Below are 24,141 nucleotides of genomic sequence, written 5' to 3' on the forward strand. Positions count from 1 at the left end.
GCGAGGCAAGCTGAGACGACGCTTTGGCGGAAGAGGTGGGATTCGAACCCACGGTAGAGTTACCCCTACGCTGGTTTTCAAGACCAGTTCCTTAAACCACTCGGACACTCTTCCGCACCGTATCCGCGCCGCCGCGATGGCGGAGGGGCGCGTGCGACCGGCATCTAGGTCGGGGTGGAGCGTTGCGCAACTCTTTCGCACGGAGGGGGCCGACCGTTAGACATGGCTTGCCACGATCGCACGGCTCGGGCAGCGCTGCGTCATGGATCTCGACGCGATGCTCACCCATTATTTCGGCACGACCGATCTCGATACGCTGGATACGATCGCGATCGATGACGGTCTCGAGCGCGTCCGGATCGCGTTCGGGACCGAGCGCGAGACCGGCCGGCGGTTTGCGCTGTGGGCCGTGCTGGCGACGCTCGGCGATGCGCCCGACCCTCGTGACGCGTTCAAGACCGCGACCGAGCAACAGGCTGCGCAGGCCTATGTGCGCGCGCTGCGGACGGCGGACACGCTGGACGACTAGCCCCCCGTGGGGGCAGACGGATAGCTTTGGCAAGGCGGGCGTTGGGGACGCAACTCCCGACAGTCTAGCGAAAGCGAGCCCCATGCACATCGATCTCTCCGGACAGACCGCTATCGTCACCGGTGCAAGCTCCGGCCTCGGACGCGCCGCCGCGCTGCTCTTCGCGCAGGCCGGCGCGCGCGTCGCGGTCAATTACAACAGCAATCGCGAGGCGGCGGACGACGTGGTCGCGCGGATCGTGGCGGGCGGGGGCAAGGCGTTTGCCTGTCAGGCCGATACCGCGGACGAGGATGCCGTCCTCCGGCTGTTCGACGAGACCGTGTCGCGGTTCGGCGGCGTCGACGTCGTGTTCGCCAATGCCGGCATGCAGAAGGATGCGGGCTATGCGGACATGACGCTAGCGGACTGGAGCCGCGTCATCGACGTCAACCTGACGGGCCAGTTCCTCGTGTCGCGCGAAGCGGTACGCCGCTTCCGCGCGCAGGGTGATCGCGGCTTTGGTCGGGCGATCGGCAAGATCCTGTTCATGAGTTCGGTGCACGAGACGATCCCTTGGGCGGGGCATGCGAACTATGCGGCGTCGAAGGGCGGCAGCGGGATGCTGATGCGCACGCTGGCACAGGAGGTCGCGCAGGAGCGGATCCGGGTCAATGCGCTGGCGCCCGGCGCGATCGCGACCGACATCAACGCCGATGCGACCAAGGGCGATGCCGCCGACGCGCTGCTCGAGCTCATCCCCTATGGACGGATCGGCGAACCCGACGATGTCGCGCGTGCGGCGCTGTTCCTGGTGTCCGATGCCGCGGACTATATCATCGGATCGACGCTGACCGTCGACGGCGGGATGAGTCTGTATCCCGGTTTCCGCGACAACGGCTGACCGCGCTGGAGACATTGCCGCGACCTGCGAGGGTCGCGGTTGGCGTCAGGCCTTGAACAGGTCCTTGTACTGGCGTGGCTGTGAGCGGAGATACTGGTTGGGCGCCTTCACATGGCCGCCGAGATGTGCGGCGGCATGCCACGGCCAGCGTGGATCGTAGAGCAGGGTCCGGGCTAGCGCGACGAGATCGGCGTCACCGGTACCGATGATCGCCTCGGCCTGTTCATAGTCGGTGATCAGGCCGACCGCGACGACGGGGATGCCGACCGCCTGCTTGACCTGACGCGCCAGCGGGACCTGATAGCTCGGGCCGACCGGGATCTGCTGGTCCGGGCTGAGGCCCCCGCTCGAGACGTGGATCGCGTCGCACCCGCGAGCCCCAAGCGCCTTTGCGAAGGCGACGGTCTGTTCACCGTCCCAGCCACCCTCGACCCAGTCGGTGCCCGATACGCGCATCGTCACCGGGCGATCCGCCGGGAAGGCGGCGCGGACCGCGTCGTAGATTTCGAGCGGGAAGCGCATCCGGTTCTCGAGGCTGCCGCCATAGTCGTCGTCGCGGTGGTTGGCCAAGGGCGAGAGGAACTGGTGGAGCAGATAGCCGTGCGCGGCGTGCAGCTGGATCGCATCAATCTCGAGGCGAGCCGCGCGCGTCGCCGCGGCGGCAAACGCGTCGCGCAGTCGCGCCAGCCCCTCGCGATCGAGCGCCGTCGGCGGCGTATCGTCGGGCAGGAAACCGGCCGGGGAGGGGGCTTCGGTCTGCCAGCCCTGCTCAGCGTCGGGCGCGATCTGACCGCCGCCCTTCCAGGGCACCTCGCACGACGCCTTGCGTCCGGCATGCGACAGCTGGATGCCGATCGGCATGTCCGACCAGCGGCGCACGCTGTCGAGTGTCCGCGCGATCGCCGCTTCGCTCGCATCGTCATACAGCCCGACATCGGCATAGGTGATCCGCCCCTCGGGCGTCACGGCGGCGGCTTCGAGCATCATCAGGGCCGCGCCCGACAGCGCGAGATGCCCGAGATGGATCAGGTGCCAGTCGGTCATGCAGCCGTCGACCGCCGAATATTGGCACATCGGCGCGATGACGATCCGATTGGCGAGATCGAGCTTGCCGACCTTGAACGGCGTGAAGAGCTGCGGACCGCTCATGCGGAAACGGCCGTAGCGATGGGGATGGCGCGCATCTTGAGAACCTCATGCGATGGGGAATGCGCGTCAACGCACGGGGCCGGGTTAGGAGCCGCCCAAGAAGCGACCCGCCACCTGGCCCAGGCCCGCGGATGGTCCCCGCCGTCCCGGCGCGTGCCGGAACGACAGGGTGGGACAGGGCTGTTTAGAACTTGGCGCCGAGCTCGACGCCGTAGAAGCGCGGTTCGCCGGCGATATAGGTCGGGATGCCGAAGCCGCCGCCCGTGTTGCCCGCGTCGATCAGGTACCGCTTGTTCGTCAGGTTGCGCGCAAAGCCGCCGACGCGGTAGCGCCCGTCCGCGAGCTCGATACCCGCACGCAGGTTGACCAGCGTGTAGCCGCGCTGGCTGATCGCGGCGCTGTTGGGCAGTTCGAAGAACACCTTCGACCGGTAATTCGCGCTCGGCGTCGCATAGAAGACCGCGCCGCCGAGCGGGAGCCGGAGCGTCGCGCCGCCCGATGCCGTGGTGCTCGGCTGGAGGCGGAAGCGGTTGCCGGCAAAGGTGCCTGCAGGCTGGTCCGCGATCCCGCCGTCGAGATAGGCGAAGGTCCCGAACACCGAGAGATACTGGCCAAGCGCCAGATTGCCCTCGAGCTCGACGCCGACATTCTTCGCCGAGCCCGCGCTGCGCGTGACCGCGACGACCGCACCATTGGCGGGATTGACCTCGTTTACCGAGACCTGGAACCCGTCATAGGTCTGATAGAAGACCGATGCCGCGCCGGTGAAGGGTCCGACGCGACCCTTGATGCCGCCTTCGTAGTTCCAGACATTTTCCTCAGGCACGATCTGAAGATTGGGGCGTACGCCGTTGACGGCGTTGAGTGCCGCCAACTGGACGACCGGTGAGCGCCGGCCCTTGCTGATCGTGCCGTAAAGGCTGACATCGTCGTCGAGCTTCAACAGCGCGTTGAAGCGCGGGAGGATCGCGGCGAAGCTCTGGTCCGCCTCGAACTTCACGCCGTTGGTGTTCGCGGTGCCAAGCAGGCTGGTGCGGACGCCCAGCGCGGCGAGAATCTGCGAATTGGGCTGGATCGACGAATAGCCCGACTGACGATCCTCGATCAGGATGCGTGCGCCGGCGGTCAGCTCGAGCGCCGGGATCGGGATATAGGTCGCATCGGCGAACACCGAATAGGTGTCGTTGTTGCCGTAATTGGTGAACTCGGACGAATAGGGGATCTGCGTCGAACGGCCGCCGGTGAGGATCGCGGTGGCGCGGGTCGCCGCCGGGATCGTGCCGTTGGCGGCGACACAGCCCGGGCCGGTCGGGATCCCCGCGCCGTTCAGCGCGGTACGGAACGGCTGATAGGCCGTGGCGATCGAGCAAGCGATATAGGTGCCCTCCTCGGTCGAGAAGGGGACGCGCTGCGACCCGTTTTCGAAGAAGGCGTTCCACCCGAACGATGCGCGATATTTCGGGCCGTCGAACGCGAAGCGGCTCTCATGGCTCCACTGGTCGCCCTTCGCATCCTCGGCGAACTCGAGATACCAGGCCGGGCCGCCATCCGCGTCGAAGATTTCGAGTGCGTCGAAGCGGCGATAGCCGTTGACGGTGGTGAAGGTGATGCCGGGCGACAGATCGACCGACACCGTCAGGTTGGCGTCATAGACGTTGCGGTCGAGCCCGAGCTTGCGCGCGCCGAGCGCCTCGGCGCTGAACGGCGAGCCCGAGAGTTCGGCATTGCCGTAATCGCCCGTCTGGCCGCCGGTCGGGGCATGCGCGCGGCTCTTGAACGCGGTGCCGGGATTGCGCTGACCATCATAGGTCAGGACGAGATCGGCGGTGACCGCGTCGTTCGGCCGGAAGCGCAGCGAGCCGCGAATGCCGCGCTGGTCCTGCCCGTTCAGATCGTCCTGATCGACCTTGCCCTGGTTCTGGTTGGGGATGTTCGCATCGCCGGCGATGTTACGGACATAGCCGTCGCGATATTTATAGGCGAAGGCGAGCCGTCCCGACAGCACGTCGTTGCCGGCGTTGATAAAGCCCGACACCTGCGTGCGGTTGTAATTGCCATAGGAGCCGGTGATCGCACCCGAGGTGCCGGGCTGCGGCTTGGCGGAGATAAGGTTGATGGCACCAACCGCGGCGGCGGTGCCGAACAGCGTCGCCTGCGGGCCCTTCACGACTTCGATCCGCTCGAGATCATAGAGATCCTGATAGGCGCCGCGCGAGCGGCTGATGTCGACGCCGTTATAATAGAGCGTCACCCGCGCACCCTGCTGCGACGAGCCATTGTCCGAGGTGATGCCGCGGATCACGAAGCCGGGGTTGTTCGCGCTCTGCTCCTGGATTTGCAGGCCGGGAATATAGGCGGCGACTTCGGACAGCGAGTTGACGCCAATATCCGCCATCTTCGCGCCGGTGAGCGCGGTGACGGTCAACGGCACGTCCTCGATCCGCTGTTCGCGCTTCTGCGCGGTGACGACGATGTCGTCGCCGCCCGTCACGTCGGCGCGGGCGGCCGTGCCGGTCGCCGGATCGGGCGCGACGATCGCCTGGGCAAGCGCACCCGTCGAACAGGATGCAGCAAGCGCGGCCAGAGCCAGGCGCGTAAAAATGGTCGTCATGAAGTCCCCCGATTGTCAGTGAGCGAGCACCTAGGGCGGGGTCGTTACGGTTCCGCGTCGGATACATGACCCACGCGTGACGGCCTGTCATCGCGGCGTAACGCTGCCGCAACGTGACTGACGCCGAGCGCCCCTAGCAGGCGGCATCACCGCAAAAGGCACTGTTATGACGATCAATCGCCGCGACGCCCTCACGCTCTTCGGCTCCGGCTCCGCGCTCGCGCTTCCCGGCCTCGCCACCGCGGCGCGCACGAACGGCAGCGCGGGGGCAGCGCGCTTCGACCACGGCGTGGCGAGCGGCGATCCCTCGGCGGACGGCGCGATCCTGTGGACGCGCGCGACCCCGCAGGATCTGGAACAGGCCGGCGATATCGCGCTGACCTGGCATGTCGCGCTGCGCGAGGGCGACACGCCCCTCCGTTCGGGCCGGATCGCGGCGCGGGCGGCGCGCGACTTCACCGCCAAGGTTGCGGTGACGGGGCTGAAACCCGGGACAGAGTATCGCTACTGGTTCGAAACCGCGGCGGGCACGCGCTCACCCGTCGGCCGGGTCCGCACGCTGCCCCGCGGCGCGGTGGCGGATGTCGTCATGGGCGTGGTGTCGTGCCAGCTCTACCCCGGCGGGTTCTTCAACGCCTATGCTTCGATCGCGAAACTCGACCGGCTCGACGCGGTGCTGCATCTCGGCGACTACATCTATGAATATGCCATCGACGGCTATGGCGGCGACATCGGCAAAAAGATCGGCCGTCTGGTCGAGCCCACGCATGAGATCGTGACGCTCGCCGACTATCGGATGCGTCACGCGCAGGTAAAGCGCGACGCCGACATGCAGGCGGCGCATGCCCGCGCGGCGTTCATCTGCGTGTGGGACGATCACGAGGTCGCCAATGACGACTGGATCGGTGGCGCCGAGAACCATGACCCGGCGACCGAGGGCGACTGGAAGGCGCGCAAGGCCGCGTCGATGCAGGCCTATTTCGAATGGATGCCGATCCGCGATCCGAAGCCCGGCGAGCCGTGGGAGGCAATCAACCGCAGCTTCGAGTTCGGCGATCTCGCGACGCTGGTGATGGTCGAGACGCGGCTGCTCGCGCGGAGCAGGCAGGTCGCGGCGAAGGGCGAGGCGATTGCGCCTGCCGAATATGCCCCGATGATGGCGGAGCGCGCGCAGCCGGGTCGCGAAATGCTGGGCGCACCGCAGCTCGCCTGGATCGAGCGGACGATGGCGGCGTCAGTCACGGCGGGCAAGCCGTGGCAGGTACTCGGCAACCAGGTGGTGATGGCGCGCGTCGCCGGCCCCGATATCGAGAAGCAGCTCGGCCCCGATCGCTTCGCCGCGATGATGGCGCGGCTCCCCGAGAAATGGCGCACGGCGCTGATGGCGAGCATGGCATCCTATCGCGCGGGTCTGCCGTTCAACTTCGACAGCTGGGACGGCTATCCCGCAGCGCGCGAACGGCTTTATGCCGCGTTCAAGCGGTCGGGGTCGCGACCGGTCGTACTGTCGGGGGATAGCCATGCCGGCTGGGCGAACGATCTGCACGATGCATCGGGGAAGCTCGTCGCGGTCGAATTTGGTGCGACCGCGATCACCAGCCCGTCCTATGGTTCGCTGATACCGGGGATCGGGACCCTGATCGCCGACGCCAATGACGAGGTCCGCTTCTGCGACCAGGATCGCAAGGGGTTCATCGTCCTGACGCTGACGCCGGACCATGCCACCGCGGACTTCAAGACGGTATCGACGGTTGTTGCCAAGCCGTTCGAGGAGACGAGCGTCGCGCGGTTCCGCGCCTCGGCCGCAGCCCCGGAAGCGAAACTCGAGCAGCTCGGATAGCGGCGGCGATGCACCGGGTGACGCCGATCGGCGTCACCCGCCTTGCTCGATCCGACCGATGATTTTGCGTCGACAGGGAAAAGAAACCGAACCGGGAACATTGCCGAGAGCAGGCGGGTTTTCGCCCTGACACGCCGCCGCGCTGCTAGAATGGTGGAGGTTGGCGTCAATCTGGGGGCTCGCTTTGCATCTTCTGCCTGATACGCTCGAGGCCGGTTCGGCCTATCCGCTCGGCGCCACGTTCGACGGGCTCGGGGTCAATTTCGCGGTCTATTCGGCCAATGCCGAGAAGATCGAGCTGTGCGTCTATGACGACAGCGGCCGCCGTGAACTCAAGCGCTACGTCCTGCCCGAATGGACCGACGAGGTGTGGCACGGCTATCTCCCCGATGCGCAGCCGGGGCTGTCCTATGGCTATCGCGCCTATGGCCGGTACGCACCCGAAGAGGGCCACCGGTTCAATCCGAACAAGCTGCTGCTCGATCCCTATGCCAAGGCGATGACCGGCGAACTGCGCTGGACCGACGCGATGTACGGCTATCAGGTCAAGTCAGCGCGCGAAGATCTGAGCTTCGATCGGCGCGACAATGCGTTGACCATGCCCAAGGGTGTCGTGACCGACAGCCATTTCGACTGGTCGCGCGACGTTCGCCCGAACACGCCCTGGTCCGAGACGGTGATCTACGAGGCGCACGTCAAGGGCCTGACCAAGTTGTTCGACGAGGTACAGCCCTCGGAACGCGGGACGTTCGCCGCGCTCGGCAATCCCAAGGTCATCGATCATCTGAAGCGGCTGGGCGTGACCGCGCTCGAGTTGTTGCCGATCCAGAGCTATACGCAGGACCGGTTCCTGCAGGAGAAGGGGCTGCGGAATTACTGGGGGTACAACACCCTCAATTTCTTCACGCCCGAACGCTCCTTCTTCGCGACCGACAGTCACAACGAGCTGCGCCGGTCGATCCGCCGTCTCCATGCGGCGGGGATCGAGGTGATCCTCGATGTCGTCTACAATCACACGTGCGAGGGGTCCGAGCAGGGGCCGACGCTGTCGTGGCGCGGGCTCGACAATGCGAGCTATTACCGGCTGGTCAAGGATCAGCCGCGCTTCTCGATCAACGACACGGGGACCGGGAACACGCTGAACCTGACCAAGGCGCGGGTGATCCAGATGGTGGCGGATTCGCTGCGCTACTGGGCGACGAGCTTCGGGATCGACGGGTTCCGTTTCGACCTCGGGCTGACGCTGGGGCGGACAGATACCGGCTTCGATCCGGGCGCCGGCTTCTTCGACGTGCTGCGCCAGGATCCGGTGCTGGGCCGGCTGAAGCTGATCACCGAACCGTGGGACATCGGTCCGGGTGGCTATCAGCTGGGTAATTTCCCCCCGGGCTTTGCCGAATGGAACGACAAGTACCGCGACACCGTCCGCAAGTTCTGGCGCGGTGACCATGCGCAGCGGGCGGATCTGGCGGCGCGGCTGACCGGGTCGGCGGATCTGTTCGATCGCCGTGCCCGGCGCCCCTGGGCCAGCGTCAATTTGCTCGGCGCGCATGACGGCTACACGCTCGCCGACACGACGGCCTATGAGGAACGGCACAACGAGGCGAATGGCGAGGACAATCGCGACGGCCATTCGAACAATTGCTCGCGCAACTGGGGTGTCGAGGGGCCGACCGACGATCCCGCGATCGCGGAAACGCGCAAGCGGGTCGCGCGCTCGATGCTGACGACGCTGTTCGCCTCGCTCGGCACGCCGATGCTCGTCGCGGGCGACGAGTTCGGGCGGACGCAGGGCGGCAACAACAACGCCTATTGCCAGGATAACGAGATCAGCTGGCTCGAATGGACGCAGGCGAAGACCCCCGAGGGCGAAGCATTGATCGACTTCACCGCGCGGCTGGCCGCGTTGCGGCGCGACTATCCGATGCTGCGCGCGGGCAATTTCCTCTACGGCGAGGATACCCCGGCGGAGGGTCTGAAGGACATCGAATGGTGGGACGAGCGCGGTGTCCAGCTGTCGCCTGAGGACTGGGAAAACACCAATGGCCGTGCGCTGACGATGCGTCGTGCGGCGCTGTGCGAGGATGGCAGGATCCAGGTCGTGTCGTTGCTGCTGAACGCGTCGGAGGGTCCGCTGACCTTCACCATGCCACCGCCCTCCGAGGTCGAGCGTATGGTACTGATCGACAGCGCCAAGCCCGATCAGCTACCGATGCCGATCACCGACAGCTATGACCTCGCACCACAGGGTGCGGCGCTGCTGTCCTGGACGATGGATCCGGCATGAGCGCGTGGGGCGCGACGCCGACGAGCGGCGGCACAGCGTTCCGGCTTTGGGCGCCCGATGCCGACCGGGCGACGCTCGAGATCGACGGGGCCGCGGCGATATTGATGGACGGGCAGGCCGACGGATGGTTCACCGCGACCGCCGATGTCGGGGCAGGTGTGCGCTATCGCTTCCGAATCGGCGAAGACTTGGTCGTGCCCGATCCGGCCTCGCGCCAGCAATCGGGTGGTGTGCATGGCTGGAGCGTCACCGTCGATCCCGCTGCGTATCGCTGGCAATCGACCGACTGGCGCGGGCGGCGCTGGGAGGAGCTGGTGATCATGGAGGTCCATGCCGGCACCATGGGTGGTTTCGCCGGGATCACGGCACGCCTGCCCGAGATCGCCGCGCTCGGCGTGACCGCGATCGAGCTGATGCCGGTCGCGGCGTTCGGCGGCACGCGCAATTGGGGCTATGACGGAGTCCTGCCCTATGCGGTCGCCGAGAGCTACGGCACGCCCGACGATTTGAGGGCGATGGTCGACGCGACGCACGCGCTGGGCGTCGCGGTGCTGCTCGATGTCGTCTATAATCACTTCGGACCCGACGGAAATTATCTCGGCGCCTATGCCGGATCGTTCTTTCACAAGGACGTCGATACGCCTTGGGGCGGGGCGGTGGCGGTCGATGTCGAGCCCGTTGCGCGCTACTTCATCGACAACGCCCTGATGTGGCTCACCGACTATCGGATCGACGGGCTGCGCTTCGACGCCGTTCACGCGATCGACAATGACCGGTTTCTGGATGCGATGGCGGCTGAGATCCGCGCGACGGTGACCGACCGGCCGGTCCACCTCGTCCTCGAGAACGAGCGCAACGACGCCGATCGGCTGCGGTCCGGCGGCTATGACGCGCAGTGGAACGACGACTTCCACAATGTCCTTCACGTGCTGCTGACGGGCGAGACCAGCGCCTATTACGCCGACTTCGCCGACCGGCCGGCCGAGCGTCTCGCGCGGTGCCTGGGCGAAGGGTTCATCTATCAGGGGGAGGGGTCGGCCAATCATGACGGCAAGCCACGCGGCACGTCGAGCGCGCACCTCTCGCCGACCGCATTCGTGTCGTTTCTGCAGAACCACGACCAGATCGGCAACCGGGCGCTTGGTGAGCGGCTGACGGCGCTCACCGATCACGCGCGGCTGCGTGCCGCGACCGCGTTGCTGCTGCTCTGCCCGCAGATCCCGCTGCTGTTCATGGGGGACGAGACGGGGAGCGAGACGCCGTTCCTGTTCTTCACCGACTTCCATGACGAGCTGGCAGATGCGATGCGCGATGGCCGGCGCCGGGAATTCGCGAAGTTTGCCGCGTTCGCCGACGAATCCGCCCGCGCGGCGATCCCCGATCCGAATGCGCGCGCGACCTTCGAGGCGTCGGTTGCTGCGCCTGGTCCCGACGCCGATGCGTGGCGCGATCTTTATCGCACGCTGACCGCGGTCCGGCAGCGAGCGATCATACCGCGCCTGTCCGGCACGCGCGCGATGGGCGCGGAGGCGATCGGGCCGGCAGCGGTCGTCGCGCGCTGGACGCTGGGCGACGGCGCGGTGCTCACGATCGCGCTCAATCTCGGCGAGGATCCGGTCGCATTTCCGGAGGCCTCCGGCGAGATGCTGTTCGCGCAGGGCGATGCGGGGCAGCCCGCGAGTGTCGCCGTGTGGCTGGCGGCATGAGTCTGCTCCACGACCTGGCCGCCGCCGCTGGTTTGCAGCCCCGGTGGCAGGATGCCGGCGGGCGTGCGCAGACCGTAGCCGACGAGGCGTTGCGAGCGATCCTGAGCGCGCTCGGGCTTCCAGCCGACTGCGACGCAGCGATACGCGCCAGCCTGGCTACCGCACGCGCGGCGCGTGCCGAACCTCCGTCGTTCGTCTCGGCAGATATCGGTGCGCGGGTGTCGGTTGGAGCAGGCGACGGACCTGCCATCCTGACGTTGGAGGACGGGTCGTCGCGTGCCGTGACGATCGTCGACGAGCAACTGCCGGGCATCACGGAGCCGGGATACCACATGCTCACGATCGGCGGCCGGGACATCCGGCTCGCGATCGCGCCACCGCGCTGCGTCACGATTGCGGATGTCGACGCAGGTGGGCGTCTCTGGGGCCCGGCGGTGCAGATCCCGGCCCTGCGCGACGGCCGGGGCACTGAATTCGGCGACTTCGGCACGCTTGCGGACACGGTGCGCGCGTTCGCGACGCGCGGTGCCGATGCGGTGGCGATCAGCCCGACACATGCGCTGTTCCCGGCGGATGCGACCCGGTTCAGCCCCTATGCCCCGTCGAGCCGCCAGTTCCTCAACGTCATGCTCGCCGTTCCGTCCGTGATAGCGGGCGATGCGCAGGCAGACGCAGGGTCGCCGCGCGCATTGATCGACTGGGCGGGCGCGATCCCGGATCGCCTCGTCGCATTGCGTCGACGGTTCGACACGTTGTCGGACACCGTACGGGCCGAGGTCGAGGCGTTCGGCGCTAGGGGCGGCAGTGACCTGCGTTTCCACGCCGCGTTCGACGCGCTTCACGCGCATTTTCTTGCGCAGTCGGGCGCCCGGGGATGGCGGGACTGGCCTGCCGCCTATCAGGATCCCGATGGCGCCGCGGTGGCCGCGTTCATGACCGAGCAGCGCGATACGTGCGACTTCTATGTCTTCCTTCAGTGGCTGGCGGATACCGGGCTTGAACGGGCGCAGCGCACGGCACTTGATGGCGGCATGGCGGTCGGTCTGGTCGCGGATCTCGCGGTCGGCATGGATCCGGGCGGCAGCCATGCGTGGCGGCGGCGGGGTGATCTGCTGAACGGTCTGTCGATCGGTGCGCCACCCGACCCGCTGGGCCCCGACGGGCAGGCCTGGGGCATCACGGGATTCGATCCGCGCGCGCTGGCGGCAAACGGCTTCGCGCCGTTCATCGCGACGATCCGTGCGGGTCTGGCGCATGCCGGCGGGCTTCGCATCGATCACGCCTTTGGCCTGCGGCGGCTATGGGTAGTGCCGGACGGCGCCTCGGCGGCGGACGGGGCGTATCTCGACATGCCCTTTGCCGACATGATGCGGATCATCGCGATCGAATCGCACCGCGCGCGTGCGATCATCATCGGCGAGGATCTGGGGACCTTGCCCGACGGGTTTCGCGAGGCGATGGACGCACGGGCGATGCTGGGGATGCGCGTGCTCTGGTTCGAGCGCGACGGTGACGGTAATTTCATTTCCCCCGAATCCTGGTCAGTCGATGCGGTCGCGATGAGCGGGACGCATGATCTGGCGACGATCGCGGGCTGGTGGCAGGGGCGGGATATCGCCTGGAACTGGGCCCTTGGCCGGACCAGCGAGGCGGCGGACGAGGCGGCCGACCATGCCGCCCGCGCCGAAGATCGGTCCCGTCTGTGGACCGCGCTCGGTGCGCCGGAGCCACAGCCCGATCCGAGCGACACCGCGCCGGTCGTCGACGCGGCGCTGGCGCATGTCGCACGGACGCCATGCGGGCTGGCGATCTTCCCGCTCGAGGACCTCGTCGGTCTCGTCGAGCAGCCTAATCTTCCCGGCACGACCGATGAACACCCCAATTGGCGGAGACGCATGCCAGACAACACCGACGCGCTGCTCGCGCGCCCCGACACTGCCGCACGCATCGCCCTGATCGAAACGGCGCGCGCGTCATGACGCCACGTGCGACCTACCGGATGCAGTTCCACAAGGACTTCACCTTCGCGGACGCCGAGGCGCAGGTGCCTTATCTCGCCGCGCTCGGGATCAGCCATCTCTACGCCTCGCCGATCGCGACGGCACGGTCCGGATCGACGCACGGCTATGACGTCGTCGATCCGACCCGGATCAATCCCGAACTGGGTGGCGAGGCGGGGTTTCGCCGGCTCGTCGACCGGTTGAAGGCGCACGGGATGGGCATGATCATCGACATCGTTCCCAATCACATGGGCGTGGCAGGCGGCGAGAATGGCTGGTGGAACGACGTCCTTGCGAACGGTGCGTCGAGCCATTATGCGCAATTCTTCGATATCGACTGGCGCGAACCCGTCCTGCTCCCGATTCTGGGCGATCCGGTGTCGGTGGCGATCGCGCAGGGTGCGCTCGGCGTCGAAATGGTCGACGATGTGCCGATGCTCGTCGCCTATGGCGAGCACCGTCTGCCGCTGCGTCCCGAGGATCACGCGACCGCCACGAGCGACGACCTGGCCGCGTTGCTCGATCGGCAGCATTACCGGCTGGCATCGTGGCGCACCGCGAACGACGATCTCAACTGGCGACGGTTTTTCACGATCAACGATCTCGCCGGACTGCGCGCGGAAGACCCCGCAGTGTTCGAGGCGAGCCACCGCCTGTATCTCGACCTCTATGCCGAGGGGCTGATCGACGGTGTCCGGGTCGATCATGTCGACGGACTGACCGACCCCGCCGGCTATTGCCGAACGCTGCGCGCGCACTTCGATGCGATCACGCCAGCTGGCGCGGATCCGGCCTATATCGTCGTCGAGAAGATCCTGGCAGAGGGCGAACCGCTCGCCACCGACTGGGGGATCGATGGTACCAGCGGGTACGACTTCATGGCGCAGGTCACCGCGCTGTTGCATGACGAGGACGGCGCCGCACCGCTCGCCGAACTGTGGGCGGATATCAGCGGCCGGTCGGCCGCGTTCGAGCCCGAGGATCTGCGCGCGCGTCAGGACATGTTGTCCTGGCAGTTCGAGGGGCAGCTTGCCCGATGCGTCGCGGCGTTCGTCGCGCTGGCACGGTCGACGCCGCAAGGGGACGGGCTGACGACGGGGATGATCCGGCGGGCGGTGGAGCGCATGCTCTGGGTCTTCCCGGTCTATCGCACCTATGGCACCGGCATCGCGGCACCCGCCGCCGATGCCGCGATCCGGGCGATCGTGCGCGAGCGGGTCGCGACGCATCTGGCACCCGGCGAAGGACCGGTCGTCGACCTGATCCTAGACTGGCTCGCCGGTGAAGGGCCGGGCGATCCGGATCTCGCCGCGGCCGCGGTGAGGCGGTTCCAGCAACTCTCGGCACCGATCGTGGCGAAGGCCGTCGAGGACACCGCCTTCTACCGCTATGGCCGGTTGCTGTCGCGCAACGACGTCGGGTTCGACCCCGCGGCCTTCACGTTGCCCATCGAGGCGTTTCATGCCGCGATGGCGGAGCGTGCCGCCTGTTGGCCGCGTGCGATGCTGGCGTCGGCGACGCATGATCACAAGCGTGGCGAGGACGTGCGTGCCCGGCTCGCCGTGCTGAGCGAGATCCCGGTGCGCTGGCGTGAGACTGTGACGGGCTGGGTCGCAGCGGCGGCCGCTATCGACGACGCGGTGGATGCAGGCGATACGTATATGCTGCTGCAGACGCTGTTCGGGGCGTGGCCCGAGGGGCTCCAGATCGACGATCGCGCAGGGCTTGCCGCTTTTGCCGAGCGCATCGTCGGGTGGCAGGAAAAGTCGCTGCGCGAGGCCAAGCTGCGGTCGTCCTGGGAGGCGCCCGACGAGGCCTATGAGGACCGCTGTCACGTACTCGCCCGCGCCTTGCTCGACCCGGATCGTTCCGCGCGGTTTCTGCGCGAGCTGCAAGATCTTGTCGAAGCGACCGCGGCGGCGGCGCAGGCGAATGCGCTTGTTCAGACGGCGCTGCGTTACACCGTGCCGGGGGTTCCCGATCTGTATCAGGGCACCGAGCTGGCGGATCTCAGCCTGGTCGATCCGGATAACCGCCGGCCGGTGGATTATGCCTGCCGCGCGCGCCTGCTCGAGCACGATGCGCCTGCAAAGCTCGCGCTGATCGCCCGCCTGCTCGCGACCCGGGCGGCCTCACCCGAAATATTCGCCCAAGGCGACTACGCCCCTCTCGACGTGACCGGACCGCGTGCCGCGCATGTCCTCGCCTTCGAGCGCCGCGCGAATGGGCAGACGTTGCGGGTCGCGGTCGCGCTACGCTGCGCGGCGGAACTGCTCGATCAATCGGGGGCGGCGGTTCCTGCGGCATGGTGGGGTGAAACGCGGCTCGCGACCGGCGAGCGCGCAGCCGACCTTTTCGTGGACGGACCGGTCTTCGTCGCGGCGAGCGATTGACCCGGGCTGCGTCCCGCGTACGGCGGGACGCAGCTTATTTGCCGGCCAGATACGCCGCGATCGGGTCGATCATATCCTCGGGGATGCGGCGCGCGATCACCGGCATCGTCGCCTGCGACTTGCGCGCGTCGACCACCGTCTCGTCGCCCCGCCAGTTGCGCAGACGCTGTGCGATGTAACTGGCGCTCTGCCCGGCGAGCACCGGGTAGGGCTTGCCCGGCGCGTGGCAGCTCGCGCAGGCGGGAAGCTGCTTGGCAGGCAGGCCCTCGCGGACGATCCGCGCGGCATTCACGCTGCCCGACGCTGTGGTCGTGCCGAGACCCGGCATGGCCGCGAAATGCCGCGCGAGCCGCGTCATCTCTCCGGGCGTCAGCGTCGCGGCGGCGTTGGCCATGACCGCGCTCTGGCGCTTGCCGGTCGCATAGGCCTGAAGCGCGGCACGCAGATAGGCGGGGCTCTGGCCGCCGAGCACGGGCATATCGGGCTGGCCACGGCCGCGGCCGTCTGTGCCATGACATCCGGCGCAGACGGCGATTCGTGCTGCGTCAGGACCGGCGGTACCGCTGCCCGGAACTTCGGTCAGGGCGCGATAGGTCGCAGGTGACATCTCCGGCAACAGGCGGACGAACGCGACCATGCGGCGGACCTCATCGTCGCGATCCTTGGCCGCCCAGCCGGGCATGCCGGTGTATTTGACGCCGTGCTTGAGGATCCAGAAGATCTGCTTGTCGGTCCATTCGCGCGCGTTGACGGCGAGGTCGGGAGCGGGGGGCGTCGCCGCCTGCATCACCGGCAGCGGACGCACGCCGGGCGCACCGTGGCACGAGGCGCAGCTTGCCCGGAACAGGCCCGCGGCGCTGACGAGGCCTTCATTCGCCTTGGGATCGTTGGGCGCGGTGAAGGCGGCGTGCGTGCGCACCGAGTTGCGCATCGTCCAGTGAAGGAACCAGTCGGTGATCTTCCAATGACCTGACGAGGCGGCGATGTTGAACACGCCCGACCAGGCGAACAACAGCCCGGCAAGCGCCAGCGCGACGATCGCGGCGATCGCGCGCGCCCAGGTAATGCGGATCGTCATGCCGTCGCGCTCCGTGTCTTCAATACTCCGCCGAGCATCGCGAGCCCGCCGAGGAAATAGCTTGCCGCGCCGACCATCAGCATGACGACGCCGCCAAGCTGCTGATCCTCGAGCGCGTCGAGGCCGTGCGCGGCCGGGTGCATCGCCATCATCGCGTAAAGCGGCCGCGGGGCGAGGCCGACGAGTGCGCCGAGAAGGGTCATGTGCATCGACGTCAGCAGCATCGCCGCGACGCCCGATACGCGCCGGTCGGTCGCGCCACCGGTGCGCGTGCCAAGCACCGCGCTCCAGAGCAGCAGGCCGGCCGCGAGGAAGCTCGCCTGTTCAAGCAGCAGCGCAACCGGCTGCATGTCGACGCGCAGCCGGAGCGCGGGGAGGTGCCAGAGCCACACGACGACCAGCTCGACCAGCGACATGGCCAGCGGAGTGACGATCGTCGGCCAGCGCTCGGCGGGATCGAACCGGCTGCCCGCGATGCCATAGGCGAGGAACGGTGCCGCGACTGCGACGGCGATCATGTGGCCGGTCATGTGGCCGACCATGCCGAGCGGCGCGGCGGCGAACGCCCAGCCGATCGGCGCCAGCGCGACGCCGAGCGCGAGGCTCGCGCGCCTCATCGGCAGTCGCCGAAGACGATCACGGGCAGCGCGGTGAAGATCACCGCGACGAAGCTCAGGCCTGCGAGCAGCCGGGTCGACAGCGCAAGGAAGCGCAGCCGGTCGATCGCGGTCCCCTCGTCATGCGGCGGGGCGTCGCCCGGCGTCTGCGACTGGACACGCGCGATATAGCCCGCGGCGAGGATGCCGAGCAACGCGACGATCGTCGCGATCAGGGTCGCCACGGGAAAGCCCGTCAGCGCTGTCGCCGGCGTGGGGGACTTGGCGCACGTCACCGCGACCCACAGATAGCAGAACAGGAAATGCACGGCCCAGATCGTCGGCGGGACGATCAGCGTCCACAACGTGACCTTCAGGTCGCGCGCCCAGTGTTTCCGATTGTCCTTCGGTGTTGTCATGCGACCCCCGGGAACAGGCCGATCGTGCAGAACGTCACGATGCCCGTCAGTGCGAGGAAATGATGGTAGACGGTGATGTTGCGCAGATCGGCGTCATAGACCGGCGTCATCTTGCCCGCGAGGCTACGCGCGAGCGTATAGGCCTGCATGATCACGCCGATCGCGGCATGCACCGCCGTCCAGATCGCGAGCGTCCAGACGATCGCCGGATAGACATGCAGTTCAGGGTCCATCCCCGAATACCACGGCCCGGCGAGCCCGGCGAACAGGCTCGACAGCGTTGCGACGATGCCGAGGACCAGCAATAGGCGGCCCACGGCGACGTTGCCGCGACGATGCACCTCGCGCGCGCCGACGGTCGCCGCCCAGCCGGTCAACGTCAGCGCCAGCGCGACCATCGGCCAGAATACGCCCGGTCCGTCCAGCCCCGCGCCCGTGGGTGGGAAATTGCTATGGATCGTCCAGAAGAAGAAATAGCCGAAGACGAGGCCCGAAAACGCGGTCGCATCCGCCATCATCGTAATGAACATCGCCCACCAGCCCGGCGCCGATGGCCCCGAGGTATAGAGCGGCACCTTGATCCCGTGCCCGATATGCTTGGTCGGCTTTTCGGGGATCTCGGCGGTGCCGGTCCACAGCCACCACAGCACGCAGGCGAGCGTCGCGACGCCGCTGAGCGCTGACAGCAGATAAAGGTGATAGGTCGTCAGGATGAATACGCCCGCCAGTGCGACCGCGGTCATCATCGGCTTCACGCTGGGCGTGCCGAGGCGGATGACCTGCAACGGTCGTGCGTCGAGCACGGTGGTGATGATCGACTCGCGCCGCATCTCCTCCGCGTCGGGCAGGAAGAAACGACCCTCGTCGACCTTCTGGACGAAATTCTTCTGGTCCCAGATCGGATAGCGGCTCTCGATCAGCGGGACCGAGCGGATGCCCCAGTCCTCGTCATCGGGCAGCGCCAGCCATTCGAGCGTCCCTGCGTTCCACGGATTGCGCGGCGCCTTGGGGCGGCGCGGCGACAGCGCGAGGTCGATACAGACGATCAGCACGCCGAGCGCGAACATGTAGGAGCCGGCGGTCGAGGCGAGATTGAGCCCGCCGATGCCGAGTTCCTCGGGGTAGGTGAACACGCGGCGCGGCATGCCGAGCAGGCCCGACAAATGCATCGGGAAGAAGGTCAGGTTCATGCCGACGAACATGATCCAGAACGCGGTCCGCCCGAGCCGATCCGACAGCTTCTTGCCGGTCACCAGCGGCCAGTAATAATAGAGCCCGGCGAACAGCGGCAGCAGCGTCCCGCCGATCAGCACGTAATGGAGATGCGCGACGATGAAATAGGTGTCGTGCGCCTGCCAGTCGAACGGTGCGACCGCGACCATCACACCGGTAAGCCCGCCGATCACGAACACCGCGAGGCTGCCGCTCGCGTAGAGCAACGGCGTCGATTTCTTGACGTTGCCCGCCCAGAGCGTCGCGATGAACACGAAGATCTGGACACCGGTCGGGATCGCAACCGCCTCGGACGCTGCCGCGAAGAAGGCGAGGCTGATCTTGGGCAGCCCGGTCGTGAACATGTGGTGGACCCACAGCCCGAAGCTGAGGAACGCAGTGCCGACTGCCGCCAGCACGATCCACGGATAGCCGAGCAGATGCCGCTGCGCGAAGGTCGGGATCAGCATCGCGAACAGCGCGATCGACGGCAGGAAGACGATATAGACTTCGGGGTGGCCGAAGATCCAGAACAGGTGCTGCCACAGCAGCGGGTCGCCGCCCTTTTCCGCGTTGAAGAACGGCCAGTTGAGCAGCCGCTCCATCTCGAACAGCACGTCGCCTGCGATTAGCGGCGGGAAGGCGAACAGGATCATCACCGCGACGACGAGGATGTACCAGGCGTAGAGCGGCATGAGGTTGAGCCGCATGCCGGGCGGGCGGCATTTGAGCACGCCGACGATCAGTTCGACTGCGGCTGCGACCGACGACACCTCGATGAAGCTGAGGCCGAGCATCCAGATGTCCGCGCCGAGCCCACTCAGATCGGTCCGCGTCGTCAGCGGCGGATACATGAACCAGCCGCCATCCGGCGCGGCATCGAAGAAGATCGATCCAGAGACGAACACGCCGCCGATCAGGAAGCTCCAATAGCCAAAGCCCGAGAGCCGCGGGAAGGGCAGGTCGCGTGCGCCGAGCAGCTGTGGCAGCAGGATGATCGAGACCGCCTCGAACATCGGCACAGCGAACAGGAACATCATCATCGAGCCGTGCAGCGTGAACAGCTGGTTAAACGTGTTCGCGGTGACGAGATCGTTGTTCGGCACCGCCAGCTGCGTGCGCATGATCAGCGCGAGCACGCCTGCGAACAGCATGAAGCCGAACGCGGTCAGCGTGTACCAGACGCCGATCCGGTTATTGTTGACGTCGGTCCAGCGGAAGAACCAGCCGCTCGGCGGTTTCCAGACCTCGCGCAGGCGATCCTCCTGGCCCTTTCGGACGGCGGGATCGTTCTGGTCGGGGGCGACATAGGCCGGACTGTCGGTCGTCATTTCAGCCCCTGAAGATAGCTGGCGATCTGGTCGGCTTCGGCGGCCGACATCTGCGGGAAGGCGGGCATGCGCACGCCGGGCTTGGTCTTGCCGGGCTGACGCACGAACCGCGCGATATTGGCGTGGGTCATCGGCAGGATCCCTGCGGCAAGCGTCGGACGTGATCCGAAATGCGTCAGGTCGGGGCCGATCTTTGCCGCCGGGCCCACCCCGCGCACGCTGTGGCAGCCGCTGCAGCCATAGCTGGCGAACAACCTCGCGCCGGGCGATGCGGTGACCGTCGCGGGACGCGCCTGCGCGGTGAGCCAGCGCTCGAACGCGGCAGGCTCCATCGCGACGACGTCGAATGCCATCAGCGCATGCCCCAGCCCGCAGAATTCGGCGCAGACGCCGCGATATGTTCCGGCCTTGGTCGCGCGGACGACGAGGCGATTGGTACGGCCGGGGATCATGTCCATCTTGCCCGCGAGCCCCGGCACCCAGAAGCTGTGGATCACGTCGGGGCTGCGCAGCGACAGCTCGACGGTGCGGCCGACGGGGAGGCGGAGTTCGTTCGCTGCCTCGACGACCGCGCCGCCGGGCGGGGCGTAACGTACGCGCCACCAGAACTGCTCGCCATCGACGCCGATCCGCAGGTCGGCATCGGCGACCGGTCGTGGGCGCATCGCGGGCAACGCGTAGAGCAGCAGCGCGAGCAACAGGATCGACGGGCCGATCCCGCCGAGCCACAGGACCATCTTCATCCCGCCCTTGTGCGTCATCCGCCCCTCGGGCGCGCGGATCGCATGCCGCATCAGCAGCGCAAGGCCAAGCGCCAAGACGACCGCGCCGACGACCAGCACGATGGTGATCGACAGCACCTGATCAGCCTGTTCGCCGAACGGGGCCAGCGTCGACTGGTGCCGGTTGCAAGCGCCAAGCGCCGGCAGGCACGCCCAGACGGAAAGTAAACTTGCCTTCCGCATCATCGCCTTAGCTTCCCCTTTGAGCAGATCCTCTAGCTGTGGCCGAAACGGCGTTAAACCCCTTAAATGAACTTTCCGTCATGAACTGGCACAACCCGGGCAGGGGTGGCCTGGCATGTGGACTAGGGCAGGCGGATGAGATCGCGGATACGGTCGGCCAGCGCGTCGATCGCAAAGGGTTTCGTCATCACGTGCATGCCCGGATCGAGATGGCCGTTGCCGACCACCGCATTTTCGGCATAGCCGGTGATGAAGAGGATCTTGAGGTCCGGACGGCCTACGCGCGCGGCATCCGCCATCTGCCGCCCGTTCATCCCCCCCGGCAAGCCGACATCCGTGACCAGCAGGTCGATGCGCGTGTCGGACTGGAGGATCTTCAAGCCGGCAGGCCCGTCCGCGGCCTCGATCGCGGCATAGCCCAGTTCCTCGAGCACCTCGACGACCAGCATGCGAACGGTGGGCTCGTCGTCGACGATCAGCACCGTCTCGCCACGGATAGCGCGCGGGGCCTCGGCAAAGTCGGGCTGCGGTTCGTCCTCGTCCGACGGACCGAAATGCCGCGGCAGATAGATGCAGATATTGCTGCCTTTCCGGACCTCCGAATAGATCCGAACCTGTCCGCCCGACTGGCGCGCAAAGCCGTAGATCATCGACAGGCCGAGCCCGGTGCCCAGACCCAAGGGCTTGGTCGTGAAGAACGGATCAAAGGCCTTGGCGACGACCTCGGGCGGCATGCCGGTGCCGTTGTCGGACACGCAGAGCGAGACATATTGTCCGGGTTCGAGATCGCGGTCGCGGCCCATCCGCGCGTCGATCCAGCGATTGGCCGTCTCGATCGTCAGCCGCCCGCCGGTTGGCATCGCATCGCGCGCGTTGATGCACAGGTTGAGGATCGCGTTTTCAAGCTGGTTGGGATCGACGAGCGTCGACCACAGCCCGGCGGAGGCGACCACCTCGACGGCGATATCGGGCCCGACCGTCCGGCGCACGAGCTCCTCCAGGCCGCCGATCAACCGGTTGACGTCGGTCGGCCGGGGGTCGAGCGTCTGCCGCCGCGAAAAGGCCAGCAGGCGGTGCGTCAGCGCCGCGGCACGCTTGGCGGCACCCTGTGCGGCAAGCGAGTAACGCTCGACATCGCCCAGCCGTCCCTGTGCGATGCGGATGCCGAGCAATTCGAGGCTGCCCATGATCCCCGTCAGCAGATTGTTGAAGTCGTGTGCCAGCCCGCCTGTCAGCTGGCCCACGGCTTCCATCTTCTGGCTCTGGCGCAGTGCGGCCTCGACATCCATCAACTCGCGGGTGCGCGCGGCGACCTGATCCTCGAGCGTTTCGGTCCAGGCGAGCAGTTCGGCGGCATGCCGGCGGCCATCGTCGATGTCCGTATTGGTGCCGACCCAGCGCGTGATCTGGCCGCCGATGGTCCGTACCGGCTCCGCGCGAGCAAGAAACCATCGGTAGCCGCCATCAGCACTACGCAACCGGAACTCGGCGGCATAGGTAGTGCCCGTATCGCGTGCGGCCTGCCACGTCGTCGCCGTGGCCTCGCGATCGTCGGCGTGAACCAGTGACAGCCAGGTGCCGGATCCAGTTAGAGCGCCGGGCGAAATACCGGCATAATCATAGACCTGCTGGTTGACCCAGTAGATCTCGCCATCGGGACGCGCCGCCCAGATCAGGCTGGGCACCGCTTGCGCGAAGACGCGGAACTGTTCTTCACTCTCGCGGAGTGCTGCTTCCGCACGCAGCCGCTCGGTCGCCGCACGAACCCGGTCCGCGACCTCGCGCATAAGCTGGAGTTCCTCGTCCGCCCAGACTCGCGGCTGATCGTGATTGGCATAGAGCAGCGCGACGAAGGCATCCTGTTCGAGCAACGGCATGTTGACGAACGACCATGCGCTGATCGCCTTCAGGCCGGCAGCACCCGCAGCGGTGCGCGGGTCGCGCTCGACATCGGCGATCACGACCGTGCGCCCTGCCTTCAGATCCTCGATATAGGACCCATAGTCGCGGAACTGCAGCATGCCCGCCAGGGTACGTGTTCCCGGCGCATTCCAGTCCCGCTCGACGGTGATCGTCTCGGCAAGGGTGTCGATCACACCGTAGCCGACCCGGCTGACCTGCAGGGCGTGGCCGAGGATTTCGGCCGCTGCATAGGCGATTGCCGCAGGGTCGGTCAGATCGCGAATCGCATCGCCGAGCGCCAGCAACGCGGTTTGCCGCACGTCGGCGAGCTTGCGGGCGGTGATTTCAAAGCTGATCCCAGGAAAACGTAGCGCAGTCCCGTCGGCCGCGCGCTCGCAACGGCCCTGCGCGATCACCCAGCGGATCGTCCCGTCGCGCTCCAGCAGGCGATATTCGGCTTCGAAGGGGCCGCCCGATTGGACGGCCATCTCGATTGCCTGCTCGGTGCGCGCGCGGTCGTCCGGATGAATGCCTTGAAAGAACGTCGTTATCGGTGCGCCGGCCAATGCCGCCGCCGGATCCACCCCGTACAGCAGAGCGAACCGGGCATCGGCGGTGACGCGATCCCGGGCGATGTCCCAGTCCCAGGTACCGATCCCGCCCCCGGCCGAAAGCGCCAGCTGCAACCGTTCCTCGGCCTCGCGGGCGAGCGTCTCTGTCCTGTGCCGCTCGGTCACGTCGCTGAGCAGCACGGCGATCCTGACCGAGCCCGGCTCGCCAATCCGCGCGACCTGTGCATCATAGCGCCGATCGCCCTGCGCCACGCGCGTCTCGAACCGGGTTGCGTGCCCGGTCCGGGCGATCTCGCCGAACGTCCCGATCCAATCGCCATCCAGTGCGGGCTGCAGCGCGTGCCAGGTCTGTCCGACCGGGTCGCGCAAGCCCGTCTGCCGGAGAAATTGCGCGTTCGCCTCGAGGAACCGACAATCGATCACGCGATCGCCGTCAAAGATCAGATCGACCAGCCCGAAGCCGATATCGATCGCGGTGAACACTTCGCGATAGTCGCCTTCGCCGGGACGTGCCGATACGCGCTGACGGTCGTTCCCGGGGACATTGTTCGGACTCGAGGGCATCGAATTTTCTACTCGCAGGAACACCAACTCGGGTCCGGCATACGACCAGCCATGCAGCCGGCGTCACTGGACCCGGGTCGTCAAACGCGAGACAGGCGGTGGTCGAT

Annotated in this window: 15 protein-coding genes and 1 tRNA gene; 7 read left to right on the plus strand and 9 right to left on the minus strand. The window is 67.2% G+C overall.

The genetic code is table 11. The features are described from left to right. Positions 1-24: 24 nt before the first annotated feature. A tRNA-Ser gene (locus IFT87_RS13075) sits at positions 25-114 on the minus strand. A 148-nt stretch (positions 115-262) separates the two neighbouring features. On the opposite strand from IFT87_RS13075, the gene IFT87_RS13080 reads away from it, so the two are divergent. Both IFT87_RS13080 and IFT87_RS13085 read left to right on the plus strand, forming a co-directional pair. Next, a complete protein-coding gene (locus IFT87_RS13080) occupies positions 263-529 on the plus strand; it encodes a hypothetical protein (protein WP_031441112.1) in 267 nt (88 codons plus the stop codon). 82 nt (positions 530-611) lie between these two features. Next, a complete protein-coding gene (locus IFT87_RS13085; protein ID WP_031441113.1) occupies positions 612-1,409 on the plus strand; it encodes a glucose 1-dehydrogenase in 798 nt (265 codons plus the stop codon). Positions 1,410-1,454: 45 nt separating this feature from the next. Here the strand turns inward: IFT87_RS13085 and IFT87_RS13090 are convergent, their stop codons facing one another. Further along, positions 1,455-2,558 carry an NADH:flavin oxidoreductase/NADH oxidase gene (locus IFT87_RS13090; protein WP_192008772.1) on the minus strand — a complete coding sequence of 368 codons (1,104 nt, stop codon included), beginning with the start codon at positions 2,556-2,558 and terminating at the stop codon, positions 1,455-1,457. A 184-nt stretch (positions 2,559-2,742) separates the two neighbouring features. Next, positions 2,743-5,169: a TonB-dependent receptor gene (locus IFT87_RS13095; protein ID WP_192008774.1), complete on the minus strand. Its 2,427-nt coding sequence runs from the start codon at positions 5,167-5,169 to the stop codon at positions 2,743-2,745. Between the two features lie 166 nt (positions 5,170-5,335). Here IFT87_RS13095 and IFT87_RS13100 point away from each other — a divergent pair, with 166 nt between their 5' ends. The 5 genes from IFT87_RS13100 to treY all read left to right on the plus strand — a co-directional run bounded on the left by IFT87_RS13100 (position 5,336) and on the right by treY (position 15,395). Continuing rightward, positions 5,336-7,009 carry an alkaline phosphatase D family protein gene (locus IFT87_RS13100; RefSeq protein ID WP_192008776.1) on the plus strand — a complete coding sequence of 558 codons (1,674 nt, stop codon included), beginning with the start codon at positions 5,336-5,338 and terminating at the stop codon, positions 7,007-7,009. A 184-nt stretch (positions 7,010-7,193) separates the two neighbouring features. After that, positions 7,194-9,296: a glycogen debranching protein GlgX gene (glgX, locus tag IFT87_RS13105; protein ID WP_192008778.1), complete on the plus strand. Its 2,103-nt coding sequence runs from the start codon at positions 7,194-7,196 to the stop codon at positions 9,294-9,296. Next, positions 9,293-11,002 carry a malto-oligosyltrehalose trehalohydrolase gene (treZ, locus tag IFT87_RS13110; protein ID WP_192008780.1) on the plus strand — a complete coding sequence of 570 codons (1,710 nt, stop codon included), beginning with the start codon at positions 9,293-9,295 and terminating at the stop codon, positions 11,000-11,002. The genes glgX and treZ overlap by 4 nt, the downstream gene beginning before the upstream one ends. Continuing rightward, positions 10,999-12,981 (plus strand): 4-alpha-glucanotransferase, encoded by a 1,983-nt coding sequence (malQ, locus tag IFT87_RS13115; protein WP_192008782.1) that lies wholly within the window; start codon positions 10,999-11,001, stop codon positions 12,979-12,981. Before treZ ends, malQ begins: the two co-directional genes overlap by 4 nt. Further along, positions 12,978-15,395 carry a malto-oligosyltrehalose synthase gene (treY, locus tag IFT87_RS13120; RefSeq protein ID WP_037527705.1) on the plus strand — a complete coding sequence of 806 codons (2,418 nt, stop codon included), beginning with the start codon at positions 12,978-12,980 and terminating at the stop codon, positions 15,393-15,395. Before malQ ends, treY begins: the two co-directional genes overlap by 4 nt. 34 nt (positions 15,396-15,429) lie before the next feature. Here the strand turns inward: treY and IFT87_RS13125 are convergent, their stop codons facing one another. The 6 genes from IFT87_RS13125 to IFT87_RS13150 form a co-directional block, all read right to left on the minus strand. Further along, complete coding sequence (locus IFT87_RS13125) at positions 15,430-16,473, minus strand: c-type cytochrome (protein WP_192008784.1); 1,044 nt, start codon at positions 16,471-16,473, stop codon at positions 15,430-15,432. Next, the gene (locus tag IFT87_RS13130) at positions 16,470-17,090 is read right to left on the minus strand and encodes a cytochrome c oxidase assembly protein (RefSeq protein WP_031441122.1); all 621 of its coding nucleotides are present in this window, start codon (positions 17,088-17,090) and stop codon (positions 16,470-16,472) included. The genes IFT87_RS13125 and IFT87_RS13130 overlap by 4 nt, the downstream gene beginning before the upstream one ends. Further along, positions 17,087-17,488 carry a hypothetical protein gene (locus IFT87_RS13135; protein ID WP_042467339.1) on the minus strand — a complete coding sequence of 134 codons (402 nt, stop codon included), beginning with the start codon at positions 17,486-17,488 and terminating at the stop codon, positions 17,087-17,089. The genes IFT87_RS13130 and IFT87_RS13135 overlap by 4 nt, the downstream gene beginning before the upstream one ends. Then, on the minus strand, positions 17,485-20,031 hold the full coding sequence (gene ctaD / locus IFT87_RS13140; protein WP_192008786.1) for a cytochrome c oxidase subunit I: 2,547 nt from the start codon (positions 20,029-20,031) through the stop codon (positions 17,485-17,487). The genes IFT87_RS13135 and ctaD overlap by 4 nt, the downstream gene beginning before the upstream one ends. Further along, positions 20,028-20,996, minus strand: a complete 969-nt coding sequence (coxB, locus tag IFT87_RS13145; protein ID WP_037527821.1) for a cytochrome c oxidase subunit II — start codon at positions 20,994-20,996, stop codon at positions 20,028-20,030. Before coxB ends, ctaD begins: the two co-directional genes overlap by 4 nt. 122 nt (positions 20,997-21,118) lie before the next feature. After that, positions 21,119-24,034 (minus strand): PAS domain-containing protein, encoded by a 2,916-nt coding sequence (locus IFT87_RS13150; protein WP_192008789.1) that lies wholly within the window; start codon positions 24,032-24,034, stop codon positions 21,119-21,121. Between the last annotated feature and the right edge of the window lie 107 nt (positions 24,035-24,141).

This window comes from Sphingomonas sp. CFBP 8765 (assembly GCF_014841445.1).
GTDB lineage: Bacteria > Pseudomonadota > Alphaproteobacteria > Sphingomonadales > Sphingomonadaceae > Sphingomonas > Sphingomonas aerolata.

Coding starts and splice junctions, on each gene's coding strand:
- IFT87_RS13080 (WP_031441112.1), top strand. CDS start 263: ATGGATCTCGACGCGATGCTCACCCATTATTTCGGCACGACCGATCTC.
- IFT87_RS13085 (WP_031441113.1), top strand. CDS start 612: ATGCACATCGATCTCTCCGGACAGACCGCTATCGTCACCGGTGCAAGC.
- IFT87_RS13090 (WP_192008772.1), bottom strand. CDS start 2,558: ATGAGCGGTCCGCAGCTCTTCACGCCGTTCAAGGTCGGCAAGCTCGAT.
- IFT87_RS13095 (WP_192008774.1), bottom strand. CDS start 5,169: ATGACGACCATTTTTACGCGCCTGGCTCTGGCCGCGCTTGCTGCATCC.
- IFT87_RS13100 (WP_192008776.1), top strand. CDS start 5,336: ATGACGATCAATCGCCGCGACGCCCTCACGCTCTTCGGCTCCGGCTCC.
- treZ (WP_192008780.1), top strand. CDS start 9,293: ATGAGCGCGTGGGGCGCGACGCCGACGAGCGGCGGCACAGCGTTCCGG.
- malQ (WP_192008782.1), top strand. CDS start 10,999: ATGAGTCTGCTCCACGACCTGGCCGCCGCCGCTGGTTTGCAGCCCCGG.
- treY (WP_037527705.1), top strand. CDS start 12,978: ATGACGCCACGTGCGACCTACCGGATGCAGTTCCACAAGGACTTCACC.
- IFT87_RS13125 (WP_192008784.1), bottom strand. CDS start 16,473: ATGACGATCCGCATTACCTGGGCGCGCGCGATCGCCGCGATCGTCGCG.
- IFT87_RS13130 (WP_031441122.1), bottom strand. CDS start 17,090: ATGAGGCGCGCGAGCCTCGCGCTCGGCGTCGCGCTGGCGCCGATCGGC.
- IFT87_RS13135 (WP_042467339.1), bottom strand. CDS start 17,488: ATGACAACACCGAAGGACAATCGGAAACACTGGGCGCGCGACCTGAAG.
- ctaD (WP_192008786.1), bottom strand. CDS start 20,031: ATGACGACCGACAGTCCGGCCTATGTCGCCCCCGACCAGAACGATCCC.
- coxB (WP_037527821.1), bottom strand. CDS start 20,996: ATGCGGAAGGCAAGTTTACTTTCCGTCTGGGCGTGCCTGCCGGCGCTT.
- IFT87_RS13150 (WP_192008789.1), bottom strand. CDS start 24,034: ATGCCCTCGAGTCCGAACAATGTCCCCGGGAACGACCGTCAGCGCGTA.